Raw genomic sequence first — 12,878 nt, 5'->3', positions numbered from 1 at the left:
GATCTAGAAACTATACCTGAAAACCTTGGAAGTCAGCATGTCCCGCATAATTTTTATTCTTGTTCTGCTAGTAGTTGGTTATCTCCTGTTAAAATCATGGCAGCGTAGAAAACAATTAGATAATCAGCGCCGCGACGCGCCAAGTTCGGGACAAATAAAAAACCAACAGCCTATTGTGAGTTGCCAACAATGTGGCCTGCATGTTCCCCAGAGCGAAGCCGTCCAGCATGGGGGTAAGTTCTTTTGCAGTCTGGATCACGCGCAGCAAGCGCAAGTCACGCACCAATCAACACCCAAGGACAAACGGTAGCACCTTTTTTCCTGCATGAAGATCCTTGGAATCTTTTAAGGCTCTATCACGTTTACCGCTTAGCACTAGCAGGTGCGTTCTTGCTAGCCATGGTGGGGCAATCCAAATTTGTGCAATTAGGCGTGCAGAATAAAGAGCTATTTGGCTGGATTACCGCGACTTACCTACTGATTGCGATTATTAGCAATCTATCTTCTTATTTTCAGTGGCCTGACCTGATGATCCAAGGAGTAGGCTACTCAATCATCGATATTATTGTTTTATTTATAATCCTCTATACGAGTGGCGGTGTTAGTGTTGGGATTGGGATTTTGCTCGTTGTTCCGGTACTCATTCCGTACATTTGCGCGCCCGGTCAAGTTTCAATAGCCATTGCTGCCCTGACCGGTATTTGTTTAATCAGCTTAGAGGTTTGGCTAGGACTCAGTGAAGGGCAAAGCAATACCACTAGCCTAACGCATAGCGGTATTTTGACAGCCTTCATTATGCTAGCGAGTTGGCTCGGTGATCGTTGGATCCGCAAAGCAGATGAAATGGCAAAGCTCGCGAATCGTCGTGGAATTGATTTAGCTAATCTCTCGCAACTCAATCAATCCATTTTAGATCGCTTAGAATCAGGTATTGTGGTCGTCGAAACTTCTGGTGCAATTCGCCATATGAATGCAGCCGCTTGGCATTTATTAGGCAATCCGGGCAATTGGCGTAGCAAACCACTAGCAGTCTTTGCCCCCGAGCTAGATAAACACTATCAACAATGGATTAATGAAGTTAGCCCGCGCACGGCTAGCTATGACCTCAAGCATCAACAAGCCACTGAATTAAGAGTGCGTTTTACTCAGCTTGGCACACAATCACGCCGTAATACCTTAATTAATCTTGAAGATACCAGCGAACAGCGCGAAAAAGTTCAAGGTGTAAAACTCGCTTCTTTAGGCCAACTCACAGCCAGTATTGCGCATGAAATTCGTAATCCTTTAGGCGCAATCAGTCATGCAGCGCAACTGATGAGCGAATCGCAAAACTTAGATAAAGCCGACACTCGCCTGTTACAAATTATTCAAGCCAATGCTAAGCGCATGAACTTAACGATTGAAAGCGTACTCAATCTTTCCCGTAAGAAAGAGCCAAAGCGTGAGCGTTTACCTCTAAAAGGCTGGTTACATAGCTTTTTACGTGACTTCATATTGCAACATAATTTGAAAGAAAAGCAGGTGACTTTATTTATTGAACCTGCTGATTTAATGATTGAATTTGATCCCGCGCATTTACATCAAATTATGTGGAACTTATGCCGTAATGCCTTTAAGTATGCGCATGATAATCCACAGAAATTGCAACTCGATATTCAAGGCGGCACACCTGCACACAGTCGTGATGTACTTTTAAACATTATTGACAATGGACGAGGTATCCCAGAGGATTTGCGCCAACGCTTATTTGAACCTTTTTTTACCACCAGCACACAAGGTACCGGTTTAGGTTTATTTATGGCTAGAGAGCTCTGTTTAAGCAATGGCTCTGCCTTGGAATACATCTCACTACCCACAGGTGGCAGCTGTTTTCGAATTGCCTTTTCGCGCTCAACACATTAATCAACAATAACAAGAAGCTCGGATAATCATGACTGAACAACGTGTACTTATCATCGACGATGAACCCGACATTCGCGAACTCTTAGAAATCACGCTGTTACGTATGGGCTTAGACACGCTCACGGCTGGCAATGTCGAAGAAGCACTCGCGCAAATCCAAGCACATGAACCGAATCTCTGCCTAACTGATATGCGCCTACCCGATGGCAGTGGGATTGATATTGTGCGCTTCTTGCAAAAGGAATATCCGCAGATTCCCGTTGCCGTAATTACCGCTTATGGCAGCATGGATGCCGCGGTTGAGGCTTTAAAAGCAGGTGCTTATGATTTCGTTTCTAAGCCGGTCGATTTACCCAAATTACGTGATTTAATTCAAACCGCCCTCAAACTAACCAGTGGGGAAAAGACTCAACGTCCAAAAGCCGCCGAAGAAACTGACAGCCAAGGTCGTATCTTAGGCTCTTCACCTGCCATGCAAACTTTAAAAAGTACTATTGGCAAACTCGCGCGCAGCCAAGCACCTGTTTATATTCATGGTGAATCGGGTAGCGGTAAAGAATTAGTTGCTCACGAAATTCATTTACAAAGCCCACGCCAAAAAGCCCCGTTTATTCCCGTCAACTGTGGCGCAATTCCAGAAAACTTGATGGAGAGTGAGTTTTTCGGTCATAAAAAAGGCAGTTTTACCGGTGCTGTGAGTGACAAACAAGGCTTATTTCAAGCAGCCCACAAAGGTACTTTGTTTTTAGATGAGGTGGCTGACCTGCCCCTCACCATGCAAGTCAAACTACTGCGTGCCATTCAAGAACGAGCGGTGAAACCAGTGGGTGGTTTAGAAGAGATTTCCGTAGATGTGCGCATCTTAAGTGCTACCCACAAAAGTCTCGAACATGAGGTGGCTGCTGGCAATTTCCGCCAAGATTTATATTACCGCCTGAATGTTATTAAATTAAAGGTACCACCTTTGCGTGAACGCCAAGATGATATTGAATTATTGGCGGACTTTTTCTTGAAAAAAATTGCTGAACGTTGGCAGATGCCTGCGATTAAACTATCCCTCCAAGCACGGCAAATGCTCCTAAACTATTCATTTCCGGGTAATGTTCGTGAACTAGAAAATATCCTCGAACGGGCGAGTACGCTGTGCGAAGAAAACACGATTCAAGCGGATGACTTGCAACTGCCACAAGTAACTAACCTATCAAGTAGCACTGTTCACCAACAACCAGCAGCACGCTCGGTCTTATTGTCAGTTCCACCTGACTTAGTCAATCCTTACGCCTCCCATACTGCAACACCTAGTACTAACAGTGTTAGTTCAGAGCAGTTATGGACACCAAATACCGATGAAGATGCTGAGCGCAATATGATTATAGAGGCCTTAGATCAAACACGCTGGAATCGGACTAAAGCAGCAGAACTCTTAGGCATGAGCTTCCGTCAACTACGTTATCGCATCCAAAAATATGAATTAGACACCCACTAATCGGCTCATGATAGCTACCAGCCTAAACTAGGCAATTTTACCCATCACCTGCCTAAATACTGATAATTAATGCTGTGAAAATTAGCAAGCCTGACAAAATAACGAATTTATTAACAATAAAATTGACAAGCTTAATTAAATTGTCAGGTTTTGACACAAAATGCCGTCAGCTGTCAGTTATTGCAGATTAGAAAAATATAAAAAATCAAATAAAAACAATATCTTATGCATAAATATTGAGTTGGCACAATGTCTGCAATACTGTTGATGCCTAAGGCAAATAAAGATTCTCAATAAGAACCAACTTAAAACCAACAATAAGGAACTATAAAAATGTCTATGAAGAAAAAAGTACAAGCAGGTTTCACCTTAATCGAATTAATGATCGTTGTTGCGATCATCGGTATCTTAGCTGCGATTGCTCTGCCTGCTTATCAAGATTACACCATTCGTGCAAAAGTAACTGAAGGTTTGGGTTTAGCTGAACCAGCTAAATTGGCAATTGCTACTGAAGGCTCTGCATCTTCTGCTGATTTAGGTCGCGTCACTACAACTTGGAATGCTCAAAACAGCAATACTGGCGCAAACAGCAAATTTGTTAATAGTGTTCTTATGGACCCAGCGGGTGACACAGGCATTATTACAATTACTTATAATGCAACCTCTGTTGGCTTAGCTGCTGCTCAGAACACCATTGTTTTATCTCCTTATGTTCGTACTGCTGCTGCTGGCACATCAGTGACTCTCAAAGCTGCACAAACTGCTGGTACAACTGGTTCTGTAGACTGGGCTTGTGCCTCTGCAACATTTGTTTCTGCTACTGCAGGTGGTATGGCAGCTCCTACTGCAGGTAATTTGCAAGCTAAATATGCTCCAGCTGCTTGCCGTTAATAGTTCTAGTTAGTAGTTAAACAAGAAAGAGCGCTGAAGCGCTCTTTCTGCTTAATAAGGTTTAAGCCATGCAGAAGAATAAGAATAAATTGCAACAAGGCTTTACACTGATTGAATTAATGATTGTTGTTTCTATTATTGGTATTCTTGCTGCTATTGCCATCCCTTCTTATCAATTTTTTACCATACGCGCTAAGCTAGTTGAAATTTTACGCTTTTCAGATAGTGCTAAAACTTATCTCTGGGAAGAATACTCGACGAATGCTTATATGCCAGATGAGGGCACTACAACAGCACAGATGGTCACTGATATGATGCTGACTTCTGATCATGTTGCGACAGCTATTTATACTAAAATTGACGCTGATAACTCCAACTTAGAAGTAACTTTTAAAGGCCTAGGCTCAGGTGCTGATGGCAAAAGTATTATTTTTCTACTGTCCACTGATAAAATACGTATGGAGATGGATTGCAGTCAAGGAACCTTAGCTGATTTTTATAGACCATCCTCTTGTCGTAGTCACCTATAAAAGATTTAAAATAATAAATATAACTAGGATCGAGATATGTTCAAACAAAAATTAAAAGCCTCTGCCTTTCATTTAGGCATTAGCATTTTTGTAGTAGGCTTGATACTAACTGCTATTATTTTCTTTTGGTATCCCTCTCCATTCCTTATAATATCGGGCTTATTTAATATTATTTTAATGTTAATATTAATTGATGTAGTACTTGGACCCTTATTAACCTTCATTGTGTTCAAAAAAGGTAAATCTTCTCTTAAATTTGACTTATTTGCTATAGCAGTCGTCCAGGTTTTAGCATTATCTTATGGTATCTATATTATCTATCAAGCTCATCCTTTATATATTGCTTATGCAGTAGATCGCTTTACTCCTATTGATACCTCTGAAGTTTCACCTGCAATGGCTCGTTATGATGAATTTAAAAAATCGAAACTTTCTCAACCTACCATAGTTTATGTAAAAAAACCTAGTGATCCGGCTGAATTATCTAAAGTTACTATAGAAGCGCTATCTGGAGGGGCAGATCTAGATGCTCGGCCTGAATACTATGAACCAATCATTAAAAATACCGATGAAATTTTTAAAAATAGCTTTAATTTGAATAAACTTTTAGAAAAAGAGGAGTATAAAATAAAGATAAATAATTTTCTTAATAAACATGGCGGTACAGTAAAGGACTATGCCTTCATTCCTTTAGTGGGCAGGCAAGAAGATGTATTATGGGCTTGGAGCCTAAAAACAAAAAATCCAATTGATATTTTGCATATTAACCCATTTACATCATCTTAATTGTAAGTTTATAGCATGAATTACTTAAAAAATAACAAAAATCAACTTTTAATTATCGGTTTACTGTTTAGCACAGCATTAATAAGTCATCCGTTTATTGGCATAAAGAATGATGGTATTCTTTATTTTTTACAAAGTTTAAATATCAATTATCCATCAATTTTTAATCATGATATCTTCTTTAAATATGGTTCGCAAGATCAATACACTTTATTTAGTAATCTTTACGCCTTTCTTATTCAACTAACAAATGCAGGTACGGCCACTGCGCTACTAGAGTTTGTTGGATTATTTAGCTGGACCGTTTGTTTGCTTTTTCTATCTAAAAGTCATTTACCACTACTTCCTGCAACTATTGTAGTAGGTTTAGCTCTAACTCTTGATGGTTATTATGGATCACATAAAGTTATTTCCTATGCAGAGCCTTATCTCACTGCTCGTCTTTATGCAGAAATTTTTAGCTTAGCTGCTTTAGGATTCCTGTTAAGATCAAAGTATTTTTTAGGTGCTGTATTTTACTTATTAGCTCTTGCCAATCACCCATTAATTACACTTCCTTCATTGTTTATTGGATTAGGCTTAATCTTAAATATAAGATTTTTATTAACACTTAGCCTAGTTGGCCTCATGTCTGCTATAGGTCTTGGAAAAATAGAAATTGAACCATTTACTGGCCTAACTCAAGTAATGGATAAAATATGGTTTGAATATAATATAGTGCGTAGTCCATTTGTCTTTTTAGAAACTTGGGAGTGGCGTGGATTTTCTCAACTGCTGTTTTCAATGAGCATTGCTCTCTATGGATATAAATTCATTATAAATAAAAACTTAAAAAAACTTTCACTAGCCTTGTTGTTAATGCTGATGGTCTTTTTTACGATCTCCTATATAGGCACAGCCTTATTCAAATTACCTTTGATTATAAGCTTGCAATTACATAGATCTTTATGGGTTAGTCTAATCTTAAGCCTATTATTAATAATCACTCTCATATGGGAAAATTTACAGGAAAAAAATTACATTTTATTTTTATCATTAATATTTTTTTCACTTTTATTTGTCGATGAAAATTTAAAAGGCATTTATGCTAGTGCACTTGTATTATTATATTTTATTTTAAATACTTTTCTATACCAAGAGAAGCCATCTAAATTAATAGCAATAGTTATGCTAGTAGTTTCTATATTTCCATTAATTTTTCAAATTTTTAATACACTGATTGATCTAGGCGAGCATAACTATATTAATGAGAAATCTATTTATACAAGCATACTGAGCAATCCATTAACTATAGTAGTCCTATTATTTTTTTATTTTTATTTAATTAATCGTGATTCCTTTATTACTAAGCTCGCTTCTTCTATATTTTTCATTTTATTTTCTACATTTGCTCTTTTTAGTTGGCATCATCAGAAGATGATGGACTTTCAAGAATCTGCTGAAACTTACTATGACTCATCAGTTAGACAAGCAGCCATTAGCAAAATTAGGAATTTAATTCCTGAGAGCAATACTGTTTACTGGATAAACTCTCCGAGAAAGGCTTGGTTCTGGCTTAAAAGAGCAAATTATGTTTCATTTGAACAAGCCGCTGGAACTGTTTTTAGTCGTGCTACTACTTTGGAGATAATAAGACGAGCTGAACGCGTCAAAAGTATTAGTCCAATAGACTCACAACAAAGCTGGTCAGATTATTTAACATATCCTAAAAACACTGCTCCTAAAGAAATAACAAAAAAAGACCTTGATTACCTTTGTAATGATGGAGTGCTAAATTTTGTTATAGCTGAAAAATTCAATAATAATTTAAATATAATTCCCTTTGAAGATCCAGTAAGGAAGACAAAATTTGGCCTATACGCTTGTAACAACTCCTTAAAAGAATAAAATGAATACAATAAAAAAAGAACTATTGAAATCTTTACTAGCCAGTGGATTAGCATTTATAGCTGACTTTATGCTCTTGATTTTATTAACCCACTTATTTAATCTAAATTATATTTTTTCAATAATCATCGCTTTTATCTTCGGTGCTTGGATTAATTATACCCTATCTATACGATGGGTTTTTACCTATCGCTCTCTAGAAAACAAGTCTTTAGAATTCAGTATTTTTTTTCTAGTGGGTGTAGTGACTTTGTTAACATCTATTATTTTAATGATTATTCTAGTTGATATACTAGGCATTCATATATTAATGGCCAAAATAACAACCACTGGTCTGACATTCATTGCTAACTTTATAGGACGTCGATTATTATTATTTGGAAAAAAATCAGTCAGAAATCAGGCTATTGCTGTTTTGATACCATAACTAAAATAATAAAGGAGTCATCCTATGAAAAAAACTGCAATCATTATTGGTGCAGGCCCTGCTGGCCTTACTGCTGCACTAGAGCTGCTGCGCCGTACTGACATACAACCTATTATTTTAGAAGCCGATAATTGTGTAGGTGGTATTTCTAGAACTATTAACTATAAAGGCAATAGAATCGATATTGGTGGACATCGCTTCTTCTCAAAATCTGACTGGGTGATGAATTGGTGGAAAGAAATTCTTCCTATTGAAAAGATAGATGAGGAAAATATTGAACTATCCTATCAAAACAAAAAGACTCAAACTAGTACATTTAGATCAAATCATTCATTAAATAGCACTGATAATGTAATGATGGTAAGAAATCGCTTATCACGCATCTACTTTTTAAGAAAATTTTTTGATTATCCTCTTAAATTAACTCCAGCTACTTTAAAAAACTTAGGTTTCTTGCGCATGCTAGAAATTGGTAGTAGTTATATATGGTCACAAGCCAACCAGAGCAAACCAGAAAAATCTCTTGAGGATTTTTTAATTAATCGTTTCGGTAAAAAACTTTACCTAACTTTTTTTAAAAATTATACAGAAAAAGTTTGGGGTGTTCCATGCCATGAAATTAGTGCAGAATGGGGTGCACAACGCATTAAAGGATTATCTATCGGTAAAGCTTTTGCTCATGCGCTCATTAAACTTCTACCTAGAACCAGCGATCTTTCTCAGAAAAATACTAATACATCCTTAATTGAGCGTTTTCTTTATCCTAAATTTGGCCCTGGTCAAATGTGGGAAGAGGTGACTAAGCAAGTTTTAGCTAAAGGCGGCATCCTGCATTATCAACATAAGGTAGTTGGTCTAAGTTTTAAAGATGGTAAAATCGCTAACGTGGAAGCGGAAAATATTCTTACTGGTGAGAAACAGACTTTAAATGCTGACTATGTAATTTCCACTATGCCTGTTCGTGATTTGATTAAAGCTATGGGTAGTGCTCCTACTAAAGAAGTTAAGCAAATTGCACAAGAGCTACCTTATCGAGACTTCATGACTGTCGGCTTATTAGTTTCCAAAATGAAGGCTAATGTGCAAGCCGCATCTGAACATACTAATAATATGCCACCTGATAATTGGATTTATATTCAAGAGCAGGATGTTAAAGTTGGGCGTTTACAAATTTTTAATAATTGGAGCCCTGCTATGGTAAAAGACCCAAATACTATCTGGCTGGGCTTAGAATACTTCTGTAATGAAGGCGATGATTTATGGAGCTTACCGGATGCGGAACTTAAACTCTTAGGCGCTAAAGAATTAGCCAAAATTGGCATGATTGAAGAAAAAGACGTGTTAGATAGTACGGTAATTCGTATGCCGAAAGCCTATCCTGCCTATTTTGGTAGCTATACCCAATTTGATAAAGTTCGTAGCTATTTAGATACAATTCCGAATTTATTTCCAGTGGGACGTAATGGTATGCATCGTTATAACAACCAAGATCATTCTATGTTGACTGCTAAGCTGGCAGTAGACAATATTATTGCTGGTGTTAGCTGTAAAGATAATATGTGGGCAATTAATGTGGATGATGATTATCATGAAGAAAAAATTATATCTAAGCCAAACGATTTAACTCATTCAAGCCCTGAGTCAATTACTGCAGTTGCGTGATCATCTAAAAATAGCGGATCAATTAAATCTTCTACTTGCCCACCAACATAAGCTTGAAATTACTCATCTACAAAATTAACTATAGTAAGCTACCCTAACTTAGGGTAGCTCCACCTAATTAACTTCATAGATTGACCTTACTACAAAAAGCCTTCTAAACTGTTGCTTTATCGCCGCTGTTCAGCTCATAGTTTGCTAAGCAAGGTATTATAGATAAGATAGTATTATTATAATTAAAAGCATACATTCTAATTCATGAGCGCACCCAACATCCAACTTCCCGGCTATGTCAAACAACTTGTTGCTGCGGGCAAGTTGGAGGTAGGTGTTGCTGAAAAAACAGTCAAAAAAGCACACGCTGATAAAATTTCAGTGATGGAATGGTTGTTTCATCAGCAATTAGTGTCTGCCAAAGATCTAGCACGCGCTGCTAGTGATGAATATGGCATAAGTGTCGTTGACCTTGATGCTATCGACATCCGGCCTACTGTTATAGATCTAATTTCTGACGAACAAAAGCAGCGTTTACATCTGTTACCAATTTATCGTTATGGTAACCACCTACTGGTCGCTTTAGCCGATCCTATCTATCTGCCGAATCTAGATGATGTTAAGTTTGCCACCAACCTTAAGCCTGAGCCTGTATTCGTTGAGTTTGATAAGTTACAAATTTATCTAGCCAATGGCGGTGGCTTTAGCGGTAGTGCGTCACCCATGCAGTCTGGCATGGCAGTATCCAGTGAGGCAATTACCCAAAATATCGCCTTAGATACTCGCGATATTAAAAAGCAAGAAGCAGAAGGCGAAGAAGTTGAGATTATCTCCTTCGTGGATAAACTCTTAGCGCACGCGATCAATTCTAAAGTTTCAGATATTCACATTGAGCCTTATGAGAAAAATCTGCGGATTCGCTATCGGGTGGATGGCATTCTCAAGGTTATTGCCACACCTCCGATTGGGATTGCTTCGCAGCTTACCTCACGTCTCAAAGTCTTAGCACGGATGAACATCTCGGAGCGGCGTGTGCCCCAAGATGGACGGATTCGCTTTGCTCTAAACGAAAAAAAGAATATCGACTTCCGCGTTAATACGCTGCCAACTATTTATGGCGAGAAAGTCGTTATGCGGATACTCGACTCCGATAGTGCCACCATAGGGGTTGAGAAATTAGGCTTTGATCCAAAGCAACAAGCAGACTTTGTGAATGCTTTGAACAAACCGGATGGGATGGTGCTAGTCACAGGCCCTACGGGTAGCGGTAAAACAGTGACGCTTTATACGGGCTTGGGCATGCTCAATACGCCAGAAACTAATATCTCCACGGCTGAAGACCCAGCTGAGATTAATATGCCTGGGGTGAATCAAGTTAACGTAAACCCCAAGGTTGGCCTTACTTTCGCTGAAGCCTTGCGAGCCTTTTTGCGGCAAGACCCTGACATTATCATGGTAGGGGAGATTCGTGACCTTGAAACTGCAGAAATTTCTATTAAAGCGGCACAAACGGGGCACTTAGTTTTGTCTACCCTGCACACGAATAGCGCCCCAGAAACTTTAACTCGTTTGCTAAATATGGGAGTTCCTCCCTTCAATATTGCATCATCGGTTCACTTGATTATTGCCCAACGTCTCGCACGGCGTTTGTGCGAGAAATGCAAGCAGCCCTCTAATGTTCCACCAGATATTTTACGCAGCTTTGGCTTTAAAGAAGAAGAAATTGGCAGATTCACCGTCTATGAGGCTGTTGGTTGCTCAGCGTGTTCGCAAGGTTACAAAGGCCGCGTAGGTATTTATCAAGTCATGCCCATTTCACCCGTCATGGGGCGGATGGTGATGGACGGTTGTAACTCGATGGATTTAGCCGAACAAGCTCAAAAAGAAAATATTCTCGATTTACGCCAGTCAGGTTTAACTAAAGTTAAACAAGGTATCACTTCTCTGGCTGAGATCGAACGCATTACCAAAGATTAATAATTCCGCTCATCTGGCTGTTCCCAAAGACGAACATAAATACTGCTATATTTGGGTTCAACGATTATAACAATAAATGAGATGACGAAAGCTTATGGCTAGCCCACGTAATCCAACTGCTGCTAAAACACCCAGTGCTGTAGACGGCATGCAAACCTTCAAATGGGAAGGGGTCAATCGCAATGGTGTTAAAATCAAAGGCGAAACGCAAGCCGCTAATGCAAACTGGCTAAGAGCTACTCTGCGCCGTCAAGGCATTAATCCAGGGCGTATTGTTAAAAAACCTAAACCTTTATTTAAGCCCAGTATCAAGCCTGCCGATATTGCTCATTTTGCCCGCCAAATGACCACCATGATGAAATCAGGTGTACCGATGGTACAATCACTGCAAATGGTGGGCGGGGGTGGTGACAATGCTGCCGTGCATGATTTAATCAAAAAAATTATTCAAGATATTGAATCTGGTTCTAGTTTTGGCACCGCACTGAGTAAACAACCCCAACATTTTGACCGCTTATTTGTGAACTTGGTTAAAGCAGGTGAGCAGGCTGGTACTTTAGAAACCATGCTTGATAAAGTAGCCACTTATAAAGAAAAAACTGAAGCACTCAAAGGCAAAATTAAAAAAGCGGTTATGTATCCAGTAATCGTTGTGGTAGCGGCAGTGGTTGTGTCTGCGATTATGTTGATTTGGGTTATTCCGCAGTTTAAACAAGTTTTCAGTAGTTTCGGGGCGGACTTGCCCGCTTTTACCTTGATGGTTATTGCCATGTCTGAATGGCTTCAAGCCTATTGGTGGATACCTCTGGTCGTGATGGCGATCGGGGGGTATGCGTTTAAGACCGCACTTAAACGCTCGACAAAGTTCCAACGAATAGTCGATAGAATGATTTTAAAAATCCCGATCATCGGTAATATTATTAACCTATCCTCAATTGCACGCTTCTGCCGTACTTTATCGACGATGTTTTCGGCAGGTGTCCCTTTGGTCGAATCGATGGATTCAGTCGCAGGTAGTACGGGCAACTCATTGTATTATGATGCCACTATGCGGATGAAAAGTGATACTGCTCAAGGCTTACAACTAAACGTTGCTATGCAAACTACACAGATTTTTCCGAATATGGTGGTACAAATGACCCGCATTGGCGAAGAATCAGGGCGTTTAGAAGAAATGTTAAGTAAAGCTGCTGATTACTATGAAGAACAAGTTGATGATTTAGTAGATACACTTTCGAAACAGATTGAACCATTGATCATGGCTGTGTTAGGTATTGTAGTCGGTGGCTTGGTAGTAGCCATGTATCTGCCAATTTTCAAACTTGGGGCTGTGGTCTAA

Annotated in this window: 11 protein-coding genes; all 11 read left to right on the top strand. The window is 39.1% G+C overall.

Annotated features, from left to right (window positions below):
• The first annotated feature begins 37 nt into the window (after positions 1 to 37).
• The 11 genes from Q0230_RS19665 (at position 38) to Q0230_RS02510 (ending at position 12,878) form a co-directional block, all read left to right on the top strand.
• Complete coding sequence (locus Q0230_RS19665; RefSeq protein WP_367274123.1) at positions 38 to 310, top strand: PP0621 family protein; 273 nt, start codon at positions 38 to 40, stop codon at positions 308 to 310.
• Positions 244 to 1,902, top strand: a complete 1,659-nt coding sequence (locus tag Q0230_RS02555; RefSeq protein WP_298607849.1) for a nitrogen regulation protein NR(II) — start codon at positions 244 to 246, stop codon at positions 1,900 to 1,902. Before Q0230_RS19665 ends, Q0230_RS02555 begins: the two co-directional genes overlap by 67 nt.
• A 28-nt stretch (positions 1,903 to 1,930) precedes the next feature.
• Positions 1,931 to 3,388: a sigma-54 dependent transcriptional regulator gene (locus Q0230_RS02550; protein WP_298607848.1), complete on the top strand. Its 1,458-nt coding sequence runs from the start codon at positions 1,931 to 1,933 to the stop codon at positions 3,386 to 3,388.
• 339 nt (positions 3,389 to 3,727) lie between these two features.
• On the top strand, positions 3,728 to 4,279 hold the full coding sequence (locus Q0230_RS02545) for a pilin (RefSeq protein ID WP_298608211.1): 552 nt from the start codon (positions 3,728 to 3,730) through the stop codon (positions 4,277 to 4,279).
• A 68-nt stretch (positions 4,280 to 4,347) separates the two neighbouring features.
• Complete coding sequence (locus tag Q0230_RS02540) at positions 4,348 to 4,809, top strand: prepilin-type N-terminal cleavage/methylation domain-containing protein (RefSeq protein WP_298607847.1); 462 nt, start codon at positions 4,348 to 4,350, stop codon at positions 4,807 to 4,809.
• Positions 4,810 to 4,845: 36 nt separating this feature from the next.
• A complete protein-coding gene (gene tfpZ, locus Q0230_RS02535; RefSeq protein WP_298607846.1) occupies positions 4,846 to 5,595 on the top strand; it encodes a TfpX/TfpZ family type IV pilin accessory protein in 750 nt (249 codons plus the stop codon).
• A 15-nt stretch (positions 5,596 to 5,610) separates the two neighbouring features.
• Entirely contained in the window at positions 5,611 to 7,482 is a 1,872-nt protein-coding gene (locus tag Q0230_RS02530; RefSeq protein ID WP_298607844.1) for a hypothetical protein, read from the top strand.
• A 1-nt stretch (position 7,483) separates the two neighbouring features.
• Positions 7,484 to 7,909 carry a GtrA family protein gene (locus tag Q0230_RS02525; protein ID WP_298607843.1) on the top strand — a complete coding sequence of 142 codons (426 nt, stop codon included), beginning with the start codon at positions 7,484 to 7,486 and terminating at the stop codon, positions 7,907 to 7,909.
• A 24-nt stretch (positions 7,910 to 7,933) separates the two neighbouring features.
• Positions 7,934 to 9,571 carry an NAD(P)/FAD-dependent oxidoreductase gene (locus tag Q0230_RS02520; RefSeq protein WP_298607841.1) on the top strand — a complete coding sequence of 546 codons (1,638 nt, stop codon included), beginning with the start codon at positions 7,934 to 7,936 and terminating at the stop codon, positions 9,569 to 9,571.
• Positions 9,572 to 9,826: 255 nt separating this feature from the next.
• A complete protein-coding gene (gene pilB / locus Q0230_RS02515) occupies positions 9,827 to 11,539 on the top strand; it encodes a type IV-A pilus assembly ATPase PilB (protein WP_298607839.1) in 1,713 nt (570 codons plus the stop codon).
• Positions 11,540 to 11,687: 148 nt separating this feature from the next.
• Positions 11,688 to 12,878 carry a type II secretion system F family protein gene (locus Q0230_RS02510; protein ID WP_367274124.1) on the top strand — a complete coding sequence of 397 codons (1,191 nt, stop codon included), beginning with the start codon at positions 11,688 to 11,690 and terminating at the stop codon, positions 12,876 to 12,878.

The organism is uncultured Thiothrix sp. (assembly GCF_937876535.1).
GTDB lineage: Bacteria > Pseudomonadota > Gammaproteobacteria > Thiotrichales > Thiotrichaceae > Thiolinea.
The sequence above is the reverse complement of the archived record's forward strand: the minus strand, read 5'-3'. Positions and strand labels throughout refer to the sequence as shown.

Coding starts and splice junctions, on each gene's coding strand:
- Q0230_RS19665 (WP_367274123.1), top strand. CDS start 38: ATGTCCCGCATAATTTTTATTCTTGTTCTGCTAGTAGTTGGTTATCTC.
- Q0230_RS02550 (WP_298607848.1), top strand. CDS start 1,931: ATGACTGAACAACGTGTACTTATCATCGACGATGAACCCGACATTCGC.
- Q0230_RS02545 (WP_298608211.1), top strand. CDS start 3,728: ATGAAGAAAAAAGTACAAGCAGGTTTCACCTTAATCGAATTAATGATC.
- Q0230_RS02540 (WP_298607847.1), top strand. CDS start 4,348: ATGCAGAAGAATAAGAATAAATTGCAACAAGGCTTTACACTGATTGAA.
- tfpZ (WP_298607846.1), top strand. CDS start 4,846: ATGTTCAAACAAAAATTAAAAGCCTCTGCCTTTCATTTAGGCATTAGC.
- Q0230_RS02530 (WP_298607844.1), top strand. CDS start 5,611: ATGAATTACTTAAAAAATAACAAAAATCAACTTTTAATTATCGGTTTA.
- Q0230_RS02525 (WP_298607843.1), top strand. CDS start 7,484: ATGAATACAATAAAAAAAGAACTATTGAAATCTTTACTAGCCAGTGGA.
- Q0230_RS02520 (WP_298607841.1), top strand. CDS start 7,934: ATGAAAAAAACTGCAATCATTATTGGTGCAGGCCCTGCTGGCCTTACT.
- pilB (WP_298607839.1), top strand. CDS start 9,827: ATGAGCGCACCCAACATCCAACTTCCCGGCTATGTCAAACAACTTGTT.
- Q0230_RS02510 (WP_367274124.1), top strand. CDS start 11,688: ATGCAAACCTTCAAATGGGAAGGGGTCAATCGCAATGGTGTTAAAATC.